General features: G+C 64.4%; 18 protein-coding genes, 1 tRNA gene and 2 pseudogenes. 10 read left to right on the forward strand and 11 right to left on the reverse strand.

The genetic code is table 11. From position 1 onward, the window contains the following. Nucleotides 1-27: 27 nt before the first annotated feature. Nucleotides 28-104, forward strand: a tRNA-Pro gene (locus tag DIR46_RS20580). Nucleotides 105-486: 382 nt separating this feature from the next. On the opposite strand, the pseudogene DIR46_RS20585 reads toward DIR46_RS20580, so the two are convergent. The 5 genes and pseudogenes from DIR46_RS20585 to DIR46_RS20605 form a co-directional block, all read right to left on the reverse strand. Continuing rightward, a pseudogene (locus DIR46_RS20585) lies at nucleotides 487-1038 on the reverse strand (transposase); the annotation flags it as partial. 101 nt (nucleotides 1039-1139) lie between these two features. Further along, nucleotides 1140-1643, reverse strand: a complete 504-nt coding sequence (locus tag DIR46_RS20590) for a nuclear transport factor 2 family protein (RefSeq protein WP_229446333.1) — start codon at nucleotides 1641-1643, stop codon at nucleotides 1140-1142. 218 nt (nucleotides 1644-1861) lie between these two features. Then, on the reverse strand, nucleotides 1862-2407 hold the full coding sequence (locus tag DIR46_RS20595; protein WP_307719104.1) for a winged helix-turn-helix transcriptional regulator: 546 nt from the start codon (nucleotides 2405-2407) through the stop codon (nucleotides 1862-1864). Between the two features lie 15 nt (nucleotides 2408-2422). Beyond that, nucleotides 2423-4141, reverse strand: coding sequence for an FAD-dependent oxidoreductase (locus DIR46_RS20600; RefSeq protein WP_109346910.1), 1719 nt, complete (start codon nucleotides 4139-4141; stop codon nucleotides 2423-2425). A gap of 123 nt (nucleotides 4142-4264) precedes the next feature. Further along, on the reverse strand, nucleotides 4265-5284 hold the full coding sequence (locus DIR46_RS20605; RefSeq protein ID WP_109346911.1) for a transporter: 1020 nt from the start codon (nucleotides 5282-5284) through the stop codon (nucleotides 4265-4267). Between the two features lie 270 nt (nucleotides 5285-5554). Here DIR46_RS20605 and DIR46_RS20610 point away from each other — a divergent pair, with 270 nt between their 5' ends. After that, a complete protein-coding gene (locus tag DIR46_RS20610) occupies nucleotides 5555-5824 on the forward strand; it encodes a hypothetical protein (protein WP_109346912.1) in 270 nt (89 codons plus the stop codon). Nucleotides 5825-5835: 11 nt separating this feature from the next. Here the strand turns inward: DIR46_RS20610 and cadR are convergent, their stop codons facing one another. Next, nucleotides 5836-6237 (reverse strand): Cd(II)/Pb(II)-responsive transcriptional regulator, encoded by a 402-nt coding sequence (cadR, locus tag DIR46_RS20615; protein ID WP_229446334.1) that lies wholly within the window; start codon nucleotides 6235-6237, stop codon nucleotides 5836-5838. A gap of 79 nt (nucleotides 6238-6316) precedes the next feature. On the opposite strand from cadR, the gene DIR46_RS20620 reads away from it, so the two are divergent. Further along, nucleotides 6317-7012: a cation efflux transmembrane domain-containing protein gene (locus tag DIR46_RS20620; protein ID WP_109346914.1), complete on the forward strand. Its 696-nt coding sequence runs from the start codon at nucleotides 6317-6319 to the stop codon at nucleotides 7010-7012. Between the two features lie 40 nt (nucleotides 7013-7052). On the opposite strand, the gene DIR46_RS20625 is transcribed toward DIR46_RS20620, so the two are convergent. The 4 genes and pseudogenes from DIR46_RS20625 to DIR46_RS20635 form a co-directional block, all read right to left on the reverse strand. Next, on the reverse strand, nucleotides 7053-7652 hold the full coding sequence (locus DIR46_RS20625) for a D-glycero-alpha-D-manno-heptose-1,7-bisphosphate 7-phosphatase (protein WP_109346915.1): 600 nt from the start codon (nucleotides 7650-7652) through the stop codon (nucleotides 7053-7055). A gap of 12 nt (nucleotides 7653-7664) precedes the next feature. Next, nucleotides 7665-8258 carry a glycosyltransferase family 2 protein gene (locus tag DIR46_RS27395; protein WP_229446335.1) on the reverse strand — a complete coding sequence of 198 codons (594 nt, stop codon included), beginning with the start codon at nucleotides 8256-8258 and terminating at the stop codon, nucleotides 7665-7667. Nucleotides 8259-8296: 38 nt separating this feature from the next. Then, nucleotides 8297-8977: pseudogene (locus DIR46_RS27775) on the reverse strand (glycosyltransferase family 2 protein); the annotation flags it as partial. After that, the gene (locus tag DIR46_RS20635) at nucleotides 8883-9758 is read right to left on the reverse strand and encodes a hypothetical protein (protein ID WP_109346916.1); all 876 of its coding nucleotides are present in this window, start codon (nucleotides 9756-9758) and stop codon (nucleotides 8883-8885) included. The pseudogene DIR46_RS27775 and the gene DIR46_RS20635, both read right to left, overlap by 95 nt. A gap of 337 nt (nucleotides 9759-10095) precedes the next feature. Here DIR46_RS20635 and DIR46_RS20640 point away from each other — a divergent pair, with 337 nt between their 5' ends. The 6 genes from DIR46_RS20640 to glf all read left to right on the forward strand — a co-directional run bounded on the left by DIR46_RS20640 (nucleotide 10096) and on the right by glf (nucleotide 15273). Further along, nucleotides 10096-10419 carry a KGG domain-containing protein gene (locus DIR46_RS20640; protein WP_109346917.1) on the forward strand — a complete coding sequence of 108 codons (324 nt, stop codon included), beginning with the start codon at nucleotides 10096-10098 and terminating at the stop codon, nucleotides 10417-10419. 153 nt (nucleotides 10420-10572) lie between these two features. Further along, complete coding sequence (locus DIR46_RS20645; protein WP_229446336.1) at nucleotides 10573-10977, forward strand: hypothetical protein; 405 nt, start codon at nucleotides 10573-10575, stop codon at nucleotides 10975-10977. Between the two features lie 151 nt (nucleotides 10978-11128). Next, nucleotides 11129-12250 carry a M14 family metallopeptidase gene (locus tag DIR46_RS20650; RefSeq protein WP_109346918.1) on the forward strand — a complete coding sequence of 374 codons (1122 nt, stop codon included), beginning with the start codon at nucleotides 11129-11131 and terminating at the stop codon, nucleotides 12248-12250. A 4-nt stretch (nucleotides 12251-12254) separates the two neighbouring features. Further along, entirely contained in the window at nucleotides 12255-12746 is a 492-nt protein-coding gene (locus tag DIR46_RS20655; RefSeq protein ID WP_109346919.1) for a CYTH domain-containing protein, read from the forward strand. 17 nt (nucleotides 12747-12763) lie between these two features. After that, nucleotides 12764-13915 carry a serine hydrolase domain-containing protein gene (locus DIR46_RS20660; protein WP_229446337.1) on the forward strand — a complete coding sequence of 384 codons (1152 nt, stop codon included), beginning with the start codon at nucleotides 12764-12766 and terminating at the stop codon, nucleotides 13913-13915. A gap of 203 nt (nucleotides 13916-14118) precedes the next feature. After that, complete coding sequence (glf, locus tag DIR46_RS20665; protein ID WP_109346921.1) at nucleotides 14119-15273, forward strand: UDP-galactopyranose mutase; 1155 nt, start codon at nucleotides 14119-14121, stop codon at nucleotides 15271-15273. A 16-nt stretch (nucleotides 15274-15289) separates the two neighbouring features. Here the strand turns inward: glf and DIR46_RS28065 are convergent, their stop codons facing one another. Beyond that, nucleotides 15290-15370 carry a hypothetical protein gene (locus DIR46_RS28065; RefSeq protein ID WP_379764073.1) on the reverse strand — a complete coding sequence of 27 codons (81 nt, stop codon included), beginning with the start codon at nucleotides 15368-15370 and terminating at the stop codon, nucleotides 15290-15292. A 114-nt stretch (nucleotides 15371-15484) separates the two neighbouring features. Here DIR46_RS28065 and DIR46_RS20675 point away from each other — a divergent pair, with 114 nt between their 5' ends. Continuing rightward, on the forward strand, nucleotides 15485-15742 hold the full coding sequence (locus DIR46_RS20675; RefSeq protein ID WP_229446338.1) for a type 2 periplasmic-binding domain-containing protein: 258 nt from the start codon (nucleotides 15485-15487) through the stop codon (nucleotides 15740-15742). The last annotated feature ends 4 nt before the right edge of the window (nucleotides 15743-15746 follow it).

The raw sequence follows: 15746 nt of genomic DNA on the forward strand, positions 1-15746 counted from the left end.
CAGGCTCTGATATAATTGTTGGCTAGTCGGGGCGTAGCGCAGCCTGGTAGCGTACGTGCATGGGGTGCACGGGGTCGGAGGTTCGAATCCTCTCGCCCCGACCAAGGAAATAATTGAAAAAGGCCAGCTTTCGAGCTGGCTTTTTTCGTTTTGTCAGGCGATATCCGGACATTCACCCTGATCGTCCTTCTCTGGCCAGAGCCGGCTCTATCTGACGGGCGAGACAGCATGCAGGTGGGTACTGCACTGGATGATGCTTGAAGCCCAAGGAATACAGGGACGCGGCCGGAGCGTGGCATTTACCAAACCGTAACGGCGGTGAGATTGCGAAAAGGATAGTGCTTGCCGACCAAGGATTACCATCGCATAGCAAACGCCCATTGAAGCGATCGTCATGTCTCAAAAGGCTGGAATGAATCACGGGCTGGACGGCAGGGCTCCCTGGAAATCAGCGGAAGCCGATATCCAGTGAGCCGATATCGAGCAGGGTTTGGCATTCTTGCGGGTCGGAATAACGGTATGGAGTCACGCATGGCGATCGCCTCATGGCAGTCCCTTGTCTCGTAGGCGCCATCGCCACTGACGCTGGCAATGCGCTCATCGGCAGGAATCTGATCCAGCAGCGCCGGCAGGACAGGTGCGTCTCCAACACTGTTGTCGGTCACTTCCATGGCCTGGATCTTAAGCGTGAGATGCAAACCTGTCATGGTCGGCACAGCGCCGATGACCACCTGCAGCGTCTTCTGCCGCCGGCTTACGGTGCTGTAGTCTGGCACTGGCCATTCGACTCCTGCCAGATGCAACAAGCTTTGCGTCATACCTATGGCCTGGCGCAGCGGTAAATTGAACAGGCACGTGATGCTCAGGCAAAACTGGATCGCCTCGTCGCTGAATTGCTGGCTGCACCCCCGCTTGCCGTTCGGCTGAACGTGCCACTTCATCATCGAATCAAGCCAGATCAGCAGAGAGCCGCGTGCCTTGAGCTGCGTTCTATGTCTTCCAGTTCGTGATGCGGTACTTCTGAGGCGCCGGTTTCATGCGCGCAGCCTGCCAGACCTGCGGGCTCAGCGCTGGTCAGACCTGACTTACGCAACAAAGCCCTCCGTAATAAATGCTGGCTCAGCAGTAGCCAGTGCAGCTCAGTTTTTCAATGTCGCAACAAGGTTGTTGTAGCAATGAAAAGACTTCACTTTGCCATCTTTGATCTGCCACACATCGCAGCATGGAACGTCAAACTTTTTATTCGTTGCGCGAAGAACACCCCCGGGTAAGGGAAGATCTCCTTTATGAGTTCCTTGCAGCCTTAGTTCGACCACGACCGCATCATCTCCGCTGTGATAAAGCTTCAGTAATTGTCGATGAATATCCGGATAAGCGCGAATTAAGCCATTAACTGGATCGCGGACATCTCTACCAGTCCATCTCTGCCCTGACGACATATCGAGAAAATACCCATCATCCGCGAAGAGCGAAGCGAATCCATCCGCGTCGAGACGCTTCCCTTCAGCAATTTTGTACAATTCCCTGATGAGTGCTTCATTCGTGGACGGCTCTTCTACCCTGGCCTGAGCCCGCAGTGCAGCAGGCATGGCCGCGAGGGTGACAAGCCCGGTCAAGAACGAACGGCGATAGGTACTTTTCATGTCGTTTCTCGAATTGTTCGTGGAGGCGCCAGCATATCCTGCCATAACAATTAATCAAGTACTTACATTCTGGTAAGTGACCAAGATCGCCTTGCAAGGCATGGTTTTTTATCCTTGCCTGCTGGTGGGGAAAACCCGATAATTTTCCGCGTCTTTAAAAATCGGGGATGCCACGGCCTCTCAATTTTCGGTCGGACACGGAGCCTGGTAAATGAATATCAAGGCTGACGCGTTGATCGCATTTCGGCCAAGGTGATGATGCGTTCCATATTTTCGGTTCCCCACTCACACAGCGGGACAACGGCGGCCGACATGCTTCGTCCAAAATCGGTCACCACATACTCGACGTGCGGCGGCACGGTCTGATAATCGATTCTCGCGATAATACCGTCGGAGACCATTTGCTTTAACTGTTCACTTAAGACCTTTTCAGTCACATCGCCGACAAGTCGACGCAATTCGCCGAAGCGGTGCGTTCCCTTCATCAAATGGAACAATATCAGCAGCTTCCATTTTCCTCCTACCAGTGACAGGACGGCTTCAAGGCCGCAGTTGAATGGGCGCTTAATTTGAATCTCCTCAAGTTGGGGGTATCCATCCAATACATACCACATAACTTGCCAGGGAAGCACTGATTTATTCATGGCGACATTCTCGGCCACGAGAAAATGTGCCCCGCTGCGCTGTGAATCCTCTCGATACCGCGCGGTATCGCTGCGGTTTACGCCTTTGCCAAGCGCATTTTTCGTGCCCGATTCCTGCACGCCAGAATAAATCCCCTAAGGGCCCGCGTCGCTCTCCTGCAGTTGCTCGGCCAGGAAGCGGTGCACCTGGGCGACCACGGCCGCGCCTTCGCCGGCCGCCGCGGCAACACGTTTGGTCGAGCCGGCGCGCAGGTCGCCCACGGCAAAGACGCCCGGCACGCTCGTTTCGAGATCGCGTCCGCCATGCCGCCCCGTGGCCTCGTAGCCGGTCAGCACGAAGCCCTTGCGGTCGAGCTCCACGCCGCACTCGAGCAGCCAGTCGCTGTTGGGGTCGGCGCCGATGAACAGGAACAGGTGGTGGCTATCGAACACGACCGGCGGGCCGCCGCTGCGGCTGCGGCAGTGCACCCGCTCCAGCCCGGCGTCGTTGCCCTCGAGCGAGGCCAGTTCGAGCCGGGTGTGCAGCACGATGTTCGCGCTCGCCCGGATGCGCTCGATCAGGTAGCTCGACATGCTCGCTTCCAGGCCGTTGCCACGCACCATCAGGTGCACGGTCTTCGCATGCGCGGCCAGGTCGACGGCGGCCTGGCCGGCCGAGTTGCCGCCGCCGACCAGCACCACGGTCTGCTGGCGGCACACCTTCGCTTCGACCGGCGAGGCCCAGTAGTAGACGCCGCGGCCCTCGAAGCGGGCCAGGTCGTCCAGCGCGGGCTTGCGGTAGCGCGCGCCGGCCGCCAGCACCACACTGCGCGCCCGCGCGCAGCTGCCGTCGTCCAGTTCCACGCGCAGCGGGCGCTCGCGGCACAGCAGGCGCATCGCCGGCGCGGGAATAGCGACCTCGGCCCCGAACTTGCTGGCCTGCACAAAAGCGCGGCTGACCAGGGCGTGGCCCGAGATGCCGGTGGGGAAGCCGAAGAAATTCTCGATGCGCGCGCTGGCGCCGGCCTGGCCGCCATAGGCGCGCTGTTCCAGCACCATCACCGACAGGCCTTCCGAGGCGGCGTACACGGCCGTGGCCAGGCCGGCCGGGCCGGCGCCGACCACCAGCACGTCGTAGACCGTGTCGCGCGTGATGTGGGGCATGGTGCCCAGGAAGCGGCCCACCTCGAGCAGGCTCGGGTTCTTGATCACGAAGCCGTCGGGCATGGCGACCAGCGGCCAGTCGCGCTCCTGGCGCCAGTGCTCGCGCACCAGCTGGGCGGCTTCCGGGTCGGAGGCCGGGTCGCGCCGGGTATAGGGTTGCCCATTGCGCGACAAAAAGCTTTCGAGTTCGAACATGCGCGGGTGGCCGGGCGGTCCGATCAGGATTGGCCCGGTCGGCTGCTCGCCGATCAGGCGCGCACGACGCAGCATGAAGGCGCGCATCACGCGTTCTCCCAGCACCGCCTCGGCCATCAGGAGCGCGCGCAGCGCCTCGGGGTCGAGCACCAGGGCTTCTAGGTGGCCGACCGCCACGCCGTCGACCAGCGGCGGCCGGCCCGACAGCTGGGATACCTCGCCGGTAAACTGGCCGGGCTCGAACAGGTGCACCTCGACCCGGTGGCCCAGCGCATTGCTGCGGCTGCAGCGCAGTTGGCCGGACAGCACGACCACCATGCCGGGCGAATCGACCAGGGCCCGGAACACATAGTCGCCGTCGTGCCAGGCGCGCTCGGTCGCGAAGCGGCGGATGCGCTTGAGTTCGTCCTCGCCGAGGACGGGATAGACCTGGTGGCCGCGCGTCTTCAGGTCGATCAGGTAGCGCGGATCGATGACGGACGGTTCGGGCAGGGACTCGGGCGTGCTGTCGTTCATGGCGGCTCTCGGCTAGGCTGGGCTGGTCGGATGGCGTGCTGGCGACTGCATGGTAATCCAGGCCGGTCGCTTTGTAAGCTATACCCTGGGATGGGTAGCCAAGGCGTGTAAAGCCCTCCCTATTCAGCGCTGGCGCTGCAGCCGCAACAGCAGCCAGCCGGCCACCGTGGTGAAGGCCGCGACCAGCCCCAGCGCGATCCAGAAGCCGTGGCGCTCGTCGGCCAGCGGGATGCCCCCCACGTTCATGCCGAGCAGGCCGGCGATCAGGTTGATCGGCAGCGCCATCACGGTCACGATCGTCAGCAGGTAGAGGCTGCGGGCATTGTCCTCGTTGACGCGGGCGGCGATCTCTTCCTGCAGCAGCTTGATGCGTTCCTGCAGCGCCGCCAGGTCGCTCAGCACCACGGTGAATTCCTCGGTCGCCTGGCGCAGGTCCTGGCGGTCGTCGCCATCGACCCAGCCTGGTGGGCGCTGCAGCAGGCGGAACAGGGCGGCCGGCTCCGGCGCCAGCAGGCGCTGCAGGCGCACCAGTACCCGGCGCAGCGAGCCGAGATCTTCGCGCTGGCGCGTCAGGCGGCCGGCCAGCAGCCGGTCTTCGATGGTATCGACCCGCGCCACCGCCTCGCGCACGATGTTCACCAGCACGTCGGCCTGGTCGCGCAGCAGGTGGATCAGGAGTTCGCTCGACGAGCGCAGCAGGGTGCCCTGGCGCACGTCCTGGCGCAGGCGCTCGATCGAGGCCAGGGGCTTCCGGCGCGCGCTGATCGCGACCTGCGGGGTAACGTGGACCCACAAGGTCGAGATCTCGGCGCTGTCGAGCGAGAAGCCGTGCAGCACGTCGTTGACGACGGCGATCAGGGCGTTGTCGGCCAGCTCGAGGCGGGTCGAGCGCGAACCCTGGTGCAGCGTCTCGTAGAACTCGTCCGCCAGCATGGCGTGGCTGCGCAGCCAGCGCTCGCTGGCGGTGTTCGACAGGTTGAAGTGCAGCCAGATGAACTGTTCCGGTTGCGGGTCGCGCATCCAGGCCAGGGCCTCGTGCACGCCGATCGGCGTCGCGGTCGCATCGCGCCGGAACAGGAATCCCCATACCAGGCCCGAATCGTCGGAGCCATAACTGAAGCCGGGAGCCGCCATCTGCGCCATTGACCTTCCTGGGTAAATAAACGATAGGCAATTGTAGAGGGTAATTGCAGAGCGATGCGGATACGTGCCGCCTGCAAGTGTGGAAATCCTGGCCTGTCATCAAGTTGAAACCATCGGCCGCTAAGATTGCTCCTGTGTCTCTCCGCGTGATCCCTCAACCGGATACTGCGTTTTTCCGTCGGCCTCGCGGTCGGCGGATTTTTTTTGTGCGCCTCCCGGGCGGGCATGGCGCTGCACGATGGGCTGTCAAGGCTCGACGAAAGGAAACAGATGCAAATCTCTCAGATTGATCGCCGCGGCGCGGCGCCGAACGGCATGGCTGACAATGGCCTTGCCAATCCGTATGCGGGAGCAACCCATGTGGTGCGCCAGGGCATCCTCATCCAGGCCAGCCTGGGCACCCGCAGTGCCGTCGAATTCCTGAAGCAGCATGGCGTGCACGGCGCGGTGATCCACCGCGTGCTGACGGGCGAGCAGGTGCGTGGCGACGACCAGGCGGTGCTCGACGAGCGCGCGGTGATCGACGATCCCAGGATGTAGTCGGCCGAGGTTCAGGCGTGTTCGGTCAGCTCGCGCAGGATGGCGCACTGGCCGGCGGGCCGCGTCGAATCGCAGCGCGCACGCAGGGTCGACAGTTCGGTGCGCAGCGCCTTCAGTTCGAGGATCTGGCGGTCGATCTCGGACAGCTGGTGGTCGACCAGCGCGTTGACGCCGCTGCAGGACCGCTCCGGCTGGTCCTGGTAGCCGAGCAGGGTTTCCACTTCGCCCAGCGACATGCCCAATGACCGGCAGCGGCGGATGAAATGCAGCCGCTCGGCGTGGCTGGCATCGTACATCCGGTAATTCGCCTGCGACCTGACCGGCGGCGGCAGCAATCCCTTTTGCTCGTAGAAACGGACCGTCTCGGACTGGCAGCCCGTCAGTTTCGCCAGTTCACCAATGCGCATCAGCATGTTCATCCCTTGACCTTGTAGTTGACCTTGTAGTTACTACAGGGATTCTAATGCAATCATTGTCATTGGAGGTGCAATCATGTCTGCTTGCTGTTCCGGATCCTGCAGTTCGTCCACGCCGCCGCCCGACGGGCGCTACCGCAAAGTGCTGTGGGCGGCGCTGCTCATCAATTTCGCCATGTTCGGCGTGGAGCTGGCCAGCAGCCTGGCCGCCGGCTCGGTGTCGCTGCTGGCCGACTCGGTCGACTTTCTTGGTGACGCGGCCAATTACGGGGTGTCGCTGTTCGTGCTGGGCATGGCCGTGGTGTGGCGTTCGCGCGCGGCCTATGCGAAGGGCGTCGTGATGGGCGTCTTCGGCGTGCTGGTGCTGGCGCGGGCGCTGTGGCTCGGCCTCGACGGCCACCTGCCGCATGCCCAGACCATGGGCGCCGTCAGCCTGCTGGCGCTGGCCGCGAACGGCGCGGTCGCGGCCATGCTGTATGCGTTTCGCAACGGCGACGCCAATATGCGCTCGGTGTGGCTGTGCACGCGCAATGACATGATCGGCAACCTGGCCGTGATGCTGGCGGCGCTGGGCGTGTTCGGCACCCGCGCCGGATGGCCGGATATCGCGGTGGCGAGCATCATGGCTTGCCTCGGCCTGTCGGCGGCGCGCGAAGTGATACGGCAGGCGCGCGGCGAACTGCGTGAGCAGGCGTTGGCGGCAAGCTCGCCGGTGTCGGCCCCGGTGCCTGCGCCGGTGCGTTCGCCGATCGTCGAAATCCGGCGGGGCTGACCGGGATCGTCGTGGTTCCGGCAAACATCGCCGGCCACCATTATTCCAAGGAACGTGCACCCGCCTGCGGCCGTACGTCCTCGCGCTCGCCATGCTCGGCGATCAGCAGGGCCGCGCTGTACAGGTCCGGCGCGATGCGCGTGGGCAGGCGGCGTGGACCCAGGCGCCATTCGGTCTCGCTGCCGTTGTCGATCAGCAGGGTGCGGCAGCCGGCGCGGTTGCCGGCCTCGACGTCGTGCAGGATGTCGCCGATCATCCAGGATGCGCGCAGGTCGATGGCATGCTCGCGCGCCGCGCGCAGCAGCATGCCGGGCGAGGGCTTGCGGCAGGCGCAGGCGACGGCATAGTCGCCGACGGTGCCGAGCGGATGATGGGGGCAATAGTAATAGCCTGCGAGGACGAGCTGCTCGCGAAACAGCAAGTCGTTCAGGCGGTCGAAAACGGGGCGCATCGCCGCTTCGGTGAAACAGCCGTGCGCAATGCCTGACTGGTTGCAGACCACGAACAGGCGGTAGTCGAGCTCGGCAAGCATGCGCAGCGCCGCGCCGGCCCCGCTCACCAGGTGGATGCGGCGCGGCTCGGCATTGAATGGTATGTCGTCGACCAGTGTGCCTTCCTGGTCGAGGAAGATGGCTTTCATCGGATTGCGCGCTCAGGCGAAGCGCACGCGGTAGCGCACCGCGCCGGCCAGGCGCCAGAACACGGACAGTGGCGGCAGCAGGATCGAGGTGACCGCCATCTCGGCCACGTGCGAGGCGCTGTGGGCGGTGCCTTTCAGCCTGCGCAGGCACAGGCGCACCGTGAGCGCCAGCCAGACGAGGGTGGCGGCCAGGGCCAGCCAGCGCAAGCCCAGCGCCCAGCAGGGCAGGGCCAGCAGCAGGGCGGCGACGATGGCGTAGTGGTCCCAGCACGGACCCGCCTCGATGCGTTCGCGGTACAGCGTCGGGTGCTTCTTGTACAGCAGGGCGTCGAACACGGCGTGGCGGATCTGCAGCAGGCTCGCGCCCCAGGGCGCCGGACGCACCGGGTGTGCGACCAGCGCCTGCGGCGCGCGCACGATGCGGATGTTCTGTTCGAGCAGGCGGAAGTGCAGGTCGGCGTCGCTGCCGCGCTGGACGCTGAAGCGTTCGTCGAAGCCGTCGAGGCGTTCGAGCACCGACTTGTGGACGAAGCAGTTGGCGCTGGTGAAATCGGCGAGTTCGTGCGCATGCGCGCTGCGCTGGCGGTCGGTGGGACGGGCCGGCACCGGCGTCTCGATGCGGCCGCAGACGACGGCGGCGCCCGCGTCGACGGCGGCCAGCCCCTGGGCCAGCCAGTCGGGCTGGGCACGGCATCGTCACTGGTGAAGGCGATGATGTCGGCGCGCGCGGCCCGCCAGCCGCGGTTGCGCGCGGCGCCGGGCCCGCGCGGCCCGGTATTGGCGACATAGGCCAGGCGCGGCCCGCGCTCGAGCGTGCGGGTGCGCCAGCCGGCCACCAGGTGCAGCGTGTTGTGGTTGGGTTCGTCGTCCACGACGATGACTTCGACGCTGTGCGGATCGACGCTCTGGCGCATCAGGGCGTCCAGGCTGCGGTCGAGCAGGTCCATGCGGCCGCAGGCCGGCAGCACCACGGAAACCGTGGGGAGGGCATTGCTGGGGGCGTCGTCCGGTGCAGGCATGCGAGGTCTCCTCGTTTCTCCGCTGGTTTCGCGCCACCGCGTGATGGTGGCGATGTCGAGTGGTTCGAGTGCTCTGCGCATGCCCCGGTTCCTCCAGTCCGGTACGGTTTGGAGATGGATCAACGCCGATGCCGGAAAAAAATAAGCGGCCCTCGATGGGCCGCTTGTCATGCGAAAAAAGAGCGTGCCTGGAACCTGCCGGGACAGGTTCCTAGCCGCGCGAGAAGCCGGTGTCGTCGTCCATCTTGCGGTCGCCCGCCAGCTTGTTGGCGCCGCCCGGGCTGCGCGGGTAGCCGCCGGCGGCATCGTTCGACTGGTGCACCGGATTCGGCTCGGCGTGCATGCTGCCGCCCACCTGGTAGCCTTCGCCTTCGGTGCGCGGACCCGAGTTGCCGGGGCTGCGCGGCAAGCCGCCGGACACGTTGTTGGACTTGTGGACGTCGTCGCTGCCCGTGTCGCGCGGCTCGGCGCCGCTTTCGCGGTCCACGCGTTGCTGGACCCGGCTGGCGCTCGCGTCCTGGGTATCGGCACGGTTGTCGTCGCCGCCCTGGCGGTTGCCGTAGATATCGCCGTGCTGCACGCCCGGCACGCCGGCTTCGGTGCCGATCGGCTCCGGCGCCACGGTGCCCGGAACGCGACCGTCGCGGCCCGGTTCGGTGCCGTGCAGCTGCGGATGCGCCGGATCCTGCGGATTGAGCGTGTCGCCGGTCTGGGTCTTGCCCTGGCGGTTGAGGGCGTCGCCGGTCACCGAGACGCCGGTATCGCGCTGGCGGTTGCCCACCGGCTGCTCGAGCTTGCCCCAGGCGTCGGAGTGCATCTGCATCTGGCGCTCGTGGCTGTCGGTGACGCCCTGGGTGGTGCCGCTGCCGCCGGACTGCTGGCCCTGCATCGAGCCGCCGCGGGCCAGGCTGCCGCCCGAATCGTCGATCGCGGAATGACCGTGCTGGCGGCTGGCCGCATTCGGGTAGGTATGGTCGGGCGGGCCATCGCGCGTGATGCCCTTCGAGCCGGGCTTGCCTTTTTCATTGGCGCCGTAGTCGGCCTGGTTGCCGGGAAGTGTGTGCTTGTCTTGCTTGCTGGTGTCCATGACGGTCTCCTGTGCTGGTAGCTAGGCAGGTCGAGTTCCTGCCCTATACAGCCATGATGCGCGCCGCACGCCTGGCACAGAATAGGAAGAGGTAGGGGGCGATGTAGGACTCACCCTGACGGGCCTGTTGGCTACTGGAAGTAATTTTTCGCAGATGCATTATTTGTCGCGCGAAGTCCTACAAAGTCATCTGAAATGCTCCTATAGCCGCATCGGAGATGCCTGCCTAAGATGGGCTTTGACTCATCGTTCGCCGGTCAGCGGCCGGCGGCGGTCAGTCTTCAAGCCTGCCGCAGGACGCGGCGGTTTCCACAAGTGTACAAGGGAGAACGTCATCATGGCCTCAAGCAACCAAGGTAACAAGCAATCTGGCAGCCAGGGCAACAGCCAGAGCACCGCCAGCGGCACCCGCAACCGCGGCTTCGCCTCGATGGATCCGGCGCGCCAGCGCGAAATCGCCAGCCAGGGCGGCAAGGCCGCCCATGCCAAGGGCACCGCCCACGAATTCACGTCGGAAGAAGCACGCCGCGCCGGCAGCTTGAGCCACGGTAACCGCCAGTCCGCCAGCGCCGGCGCAAGCACGGCATCGCGTACTTCGAGCAAGGGCGGCAACCGCCAGAGCGCCCAGGGCGGCAACCGCAGTGGCGGCTCCAAGGAATAAGCACGCGGTCGGCCGAGGGCCGGCGTTGGAGATGCGACGGGAAGCCACGGGCTTCCCGTTTTGCTTTGGTTTTGCCTCCAATACACACAAAACGCGAATGGGATGGGGTAGAATCGCTGCGCCTTTTTCAACCTTCCCCCAAGGATCAACGTCGTGAAACCAGCGGTCATTCGTCAAGTCAAGAGCCTGTCCATGTCCTGCGACCGGGTTGGCAACCTGTTGCTCACCAAGTTCTCCAGCCAGGGCGCGAGCGACCTGTGCATCCACATCCCGGCCTCGATCGTGTTCTGGCTGCTCAAGCACTTGCCGGTCAACCGCGATCCGCAGCTGAAAGCGCCGCCGGCCGGGCCCGGCATCACCCAGGCCGATTGGGACAGTCCCCATGTGCCGCGCGCGCAATACGTGAACTGCAAGGAACTGCCGGGCGCGATCCGCATGACCTTCGTGCTCGACCGCAAGCCTGACCTGACCGTCGTCCTCGACCGCGGCAACGTCGAACTGATGCGCCAGATCATGACCATGTACACCAAGGACCTGATCGACCTCGACGCGCAGTAAACACGCGCTTTCGCCCGGCCCGGCATCGGCGCTCGGCGTGGCCGATCCGGTATCATGGCCGGCGCTGCTTATGCACTGATCGTCGGGCAGGCGCCCGACGCCCCGATATTTGCACACCGTCCACCGCGACGGGCCATGAAAGGATCCCACGATGCCCATCAAGATCAGCACGATGTTCGACTCCGGTTCGATCGACGTCGTCCGCGCCGACAACGCCAAACAGATCGACCTGAACCTGCGCAAGGATTCGCACGCCGACATCCACCAGTGGTTCCACTTCCGCCTGCAGGGCGCGCGCGGCCAGGCTGTCACGATGCGCTTCCTGAACGCCGGCCAGGCCACCTATCCGAAGGGCTTCGAGGGCTACCAGGCGGTGGCCAGCTACGATACCGAGAACTGGTTCCGCGTCCCCACCAGCTTCGACGGCCAGGTGATGACCATCGAGCACACCCCGGAACTGGACAGCGTCTACTACGCCTATTTCGAACCCTACACCTGGGAGCGCCACCTGCGCCTGCTGGGCGAAGTGGCCGAGAACCCGATCGCGCGCGTGCACGACATCGGCAGCACGGTCGACGGCCGCGACATGAACCTGGTGGTGATCGGCAATCCGCAGGCCGAGAAAAAAATCTGGGTCATCGCGCGCCAGCACCCGGGCGAATCGATGGCCGAGTGGTTCGTCGAAGGCATGATGGATGCGCTGCTCGACAACGCCAATCCGGTCGCGCGCAAGCTCCTGCAGCGCGCCGTGTTCTACATCGTGCCGAACATGAACCCGGACGGCTCGGTGCGCGGCAACCTGCGCACCAATGCCGCCGGCGCCAACCTCAACCGCGAGTGGATGAACCCGTCGCTCGAGCGCAGCCCGGAAGTCTATTGCGTCAAGAACAAGATCGAAGAAGTCGGCATCGACATGTTCTTCGACATCCACGGCGACGAGGCGCTCCCCTACAACTTCGTGGCCGGCTGCGAGATGCTCGAAGACTTCACCGCCGAGCGCGCGCTGGAGCAGAGCACCTTCATCGACCGCTATATCTCGTGCAGCCCGGATTTCCAGAAGGAATACGGCTACGCCGCCAGCAAGTACAACGACGAGCTCCTGACGCTGGCCTCGAAGTACGTCGGCCACCACTACAAATGCCTGTCGCTGACGCTCGAGATGCCGTTCAAGGACAACGCCAACCTGCCCGACCCGCACGTGGGCTGGAATGGCGCGCGCAGCGCCGGGCTGGGCGCGGCGATGCTGCAGCCGATCCTGCAGGCGCTGGGCTGATCGCATGGGCGTCGTCTACACGCATGTTGAGATCGAGCGCAAGTTCCTGGTCGCGAACGATGCCTGGCGCACGCTGGGCACGCCCGTCCTGGTGCGCCAGGGTTACCTGAGCTCCGACCCGCTGCGCACCGTGCGGGTGCGCATCTACGGCGACCAGGGTTTTCTTACCATCAAGAGCAAGAGCGAAGGCGCGACGCGCGGCGAGTGGGAATATCCGATTCCCTTGAATGATGCCGCCGAATTGCTCGACCGCCTGTGCGAGCGGCCGTTGGTCGAGAAATATCGGCGCCGCATCGAGCACGCGGGCTTCACCTGGGAAGTCGACGAATTCCTGGGCGAGAACGCGGGCCTGGTGGTGGCCGAGATCGAACTGCCGGCCGAAGACGCCGTCTTCGACAGGCCGGACTGGATCGGCCAGGAAGTCACCGGCGACAAGCGCTATTACAACTCCAACCTGATCCGTTCTCCGTATTCCACCTGGACCGATACCGAATAATGACGACCGCTTCGCCCATGATGTCACGCCGCAGCCTGCTCGCTTTTTCCCTCACCACCGCACTGGGCCTGGCGCTGCCGGCCAGCGGCGCGTTTGCGGCCGACAATGCCTACTTTCCGCCGGCCGGCGAGTGGGCCCGCAAGGATCCGGCCCAGCTGGGCATGGACCCGGCGGCCCTGGCCGCGGCCGTCCAGTTCGCGCAGTCGCGCGAGACCGAGCGTCCGCTCGACCTGTCCGACCAGGAAGCGATCTTCGGCACCCGCCTGGGCTCGATGCCGACGAAGCGCGCCCGTACCAATGGCGTCGTGATCTACAAGGGCTATGTGGTGGCCGAGTTCGGCGATACGCGTTTCGTCGACCCGACCTATTCGGTGGCCAAGAGCATGCTGGCGACGGTTGCCGGTGTGGCGGTGCGCGACGGCCGTATCCAGGTCAATGACCCGGTGGCGAAGACGGTCGACGACGGCGGCTACGCGGCGCCGCACAATGCGTCGGTCACCTGGAAGCAGCACCTGCAGCAGGAATCGGAGTGGGAAGGCGAGCTGTGGGGCAAGCACAGCAATTTCATCGGCAAGCAGGCCTTCGGCAAGGGCGAGAAAAAGCCGCGCGCGGTCAAGACGCCGGGCAGCTTCTATGAATACAACGATACCCGCGTGAACCGCTTCGCCCTGTCGCTGCTGCGCGTGTTCGGCCAATCCGTGCCGGACGTGTTCCAGCAGCAGGTCATGGATCCGATCGGCGCCTCGCCGACCTGGAAGTGGGTTCCTTACCATAACAGCTATGTCGAGGTGAACGGCAAGCAGGTCCCATCGGTCAGCGGCGGCACGCGCTGGGGTGGCGGCATGTGGATCGACAGCTGGGACATGGCCCGCTTCGGCTACCTGTGGCTGAACGGGGGCAACTGGGGCGGCAAGCAGATCCTGCCGGCGTCCTACGTGAAGGAAGCGCTCACCCCGAGCGCCCACGGCCCGGATTATGGCTACCTTTGGTGGCTCAACACCAAGGGCAAGAACCTGCCAGGAATGCCGGCCACCGCCTTCGCGGCGCTGGGGGCGGGCAGCAATGACATCGTCGTGTCGCCCGAGCATGACCTGGTGATCGTCTGGCGCTGGCATGCCGGCAACGCGGCCGAGTTCGCCACGCGCGTGATCGCTGCCATTCGCAAATAAACACATCCAATATCTGCAACGCGGGCCGCTCCAATTGTGCGGAGCAAAACAGGATTGAGTGATATATTTTTATCATTAATTCCACCCGCGATGCGGTGTTGTGTGTCCACGATTGACCCGACAATTTGTTCTTGAAGCAACCCAGGTCGGGTCAAGGTCAGGCGTACGCTCCGGCATTGCCAACACCACCAGGACACACAAGAATGAACAAGAATATCGCCATCGTCGGCGCGGGATTCTCCGGGGCCGTGATCGCAAACCAGCTGGCGCAGGCCGGCTATACCGTCGACGTGTTCGAGTCGCGTCCCCACATCGCCGGCAACTGCTATTCCGAGCGCGACGCCGAGACCGGCGTCATGGTCCACGTCTACGGCCCCCACATCTTCCACACCGATAACGAGCGCGCCTGGGAATTCGTCAACCGCTATGCCGAGTTCAAGCCTTACGTCAACCGCGTCAAGGCCATCACCGGCGGCAAGGTCTTCACCCTGCCGATCAACCTGCTGACCATCAACCAGTTCTTCAACAAGACCATGGGCCCGGCCGAGGCGCAGGAATTCCTGCAGAACCTGGGCGACAGGTCGATCGAGAACCCGACCACCTTCGAAGAGCAGGCGCTGCGCTTCGTCGGCCGCGAACTGTACGAAGCCTTCTTCAAGACCTATACGATCAAGCAATGGGGCCTGCATCCGAGCGAGCTGCCGGCCAGCATCCTCAAGCGCCTGCCGGTGCGCTTCAATTACGACGACAATTACTTCAACCACAAATACCAGGGTATGCCGGCCGACGGCTACACGGCGCTGGTCCAGAACATCCTCGACGTGCCGGGCGTGACCGTGCACCTGAGCACGGCCTTCGATCCGGCCGACAAAGGCAACTACGCCCACGTGTTCTACAGCGGCCCGATCGACGCCTGGTTCAAGCACGAAGAGGGCCGCCTGCCTTACCGCACGCTGGACTTCGAAACCTTCCGCGCCGACGGCGACTACCAGGGCAATGCCGTCATCAATTACTGCGACGACGAAAAGAAATACACCCGTATTACCGAGCACAAGCATTTCTCGCCGTGGGAAAAGCACGAGAAGACCATCTGCTACGCCGAGTACAGCCGCCAGTGCGAAGAGAAAGACATCCCGTACTATCCGATCCGCCAGACGCGCGAGAAGGCGCAGCTGGAGCTGTACGTCAACAAGGCGAAGAACGAAGACAACGTCACCTTCGTCGGCCGCCTGGGCACCTACCGCTACCTGGACATGGACGTCACCATCCACGAAGCGCTGCTCACTTCCGATAAATTCCTCGAAACCGCGAAGAACGGCGAGCGCATGCCGGCCTTCACCATCGATCCGATGGCCTGATTCCAGGCACTCGCAATCAGGCCACGAAACCGCCGTCGATCAACAGGTCGGCGCCGGTGACACAGGCGGCTTCCGGTCCGGCCAGGCAGGCGACCATGGCCGCGATCTCTTCGGGACGGCCATGGCCTGATCGCCCTATAGTCGTGCAGGCCAGCGACGAACTCGGCCTTTTCCGGGTGCATGTCGGTGTCGACCGGGCCGGGCAGCATAATTGATCGTGCTGCCGTTGCCGCACGCGCAACCGTTCCTGCGCCGCGGGACGCTGGTGGACATCTTGCCGGGCTGGTTCGTGGAGTGGCGGGCGCTTTGCCTGTATTGCGCGAGCCGCAGGCTGCTGCCGGCCAAGACGCGCGTCTTCATCGACTTCGTCGTCGAACGTTTTCACGAGCAGGGGCTGGCGCGGCAATTCATCACGCCGGAGCGTGCGGCAGAGGAGAGGGGAGAGGCTCCCGCCGCGGCGGGAGCCTGAACGA

Origin of the sequence: Massilia oculi (genome assembly GCF_003143515.1) — a bacterium.
Taxonomy (GTDB): domain Bacteria; phylum Pseudomonadota; class Gammaproteobacteria; order Burkholderiales; family Burkholderiaceae_D; genus Telluria; species Telluria oculi.

Bases quoted from the DNA above. Each gene is read 5' to 3' on its own strand.
- DIR46_RS20590 (WP_229446333.1), bottom strand. From the start codon at position 1,643: ATGAAAAGTACCTATCGCCGTTCGTTCTTGACCGGGCTTGTCACCCTC.
- DIR46_RS20600 (WP_109346910.1), bottom strand. From the start codon at position 4,141: ATGAACGACAGCACGCCCGAGTCCCTGCCCGAACCGTCCGTCATCGAT.
- DIR46_RS20605 (WP_109346911.1), bottom strand. From the start codon at position 5,284: ATGGCGCAGATGGCGGCTCCCGGCTTCAGTTATGGCTCCGACGATTCG.
- DIR46_RS20610 (WP_109346912.1), top strand. From the start codon at position 5,555: ATGCAAATCTCTCAGATTGATCGCCGCGGCGCGGCGCCGAACGGCATG.
- cadR (WP_229446334.1), bottom strand. From the start codon at position 6,237: ATGCTGATGCGCATTGGTGAACTGGCGAAACTGACGGGCTGCCAGTCC.
- DIR46_RS20620 (WP_109346914.1), top strand. From the start codon at position 6,317: ATGTCTGCTTGCTGTTCCGGATCCTGCAGTTCGTCCACGCCGCCGCCC.
- DIR46_RS20625 (WP_109346915.1), bottom strand. From the start codon at position 7,652: ATGAAAGCCATCTTCCTCGACCAGGAAGGCACACTGGTCGACGACATA.
- DIR46_RS20635 (WP_109346916.1), bottom strand. From the start codon at position 9,758: ATGGACACCAGCAAGCAAGACAAGCACACACTTCCCGGCAACCAGGCC.
- DIR46_RS20640 (WP_109346917.1), top strand. From the start codon at position 10,096: ATGGCCTCAAGCAACCAAGGTAACAAGCAATCTGGCAGCCAGGGCAAC.
- DIR46_RS20650 (WP_109346918.1), top strand. From the start codon at position 11,129: ATGCCCATCAAGATCAGCACGATGTTCGACTCCGGTTCGATCGACGTC.
- DIR46_RS20655 (WP_109346919.1), top strand. From the start codon at position 12,255: ATGGGCGTCGTCTACACGCATGTTGAGATCGAGCGCAAGTTCCTGGTC.
- DIR46_RS20660 (WP_229446337.1), top strand. From the start codon at position 12,764: ATGATGTCACGCCGCAGCCTGCTCGCTTTTTCCCTCACCACCGCACTG.
- glf (WP_109346921.1), top strand. From the start codon at position 14,119: ATGAACAAGAATATCGCCATCGTCGGCGCGGGATTCTCCGGGGCCGTG.
- DIR46_RS28065 (WP_379764073.1), bottom strand. From the start codon at position 15,370: ATGGTCGCCTGCCTGGCCGGACCGGAAGCCGCCTGTGTCACCGGCGCC.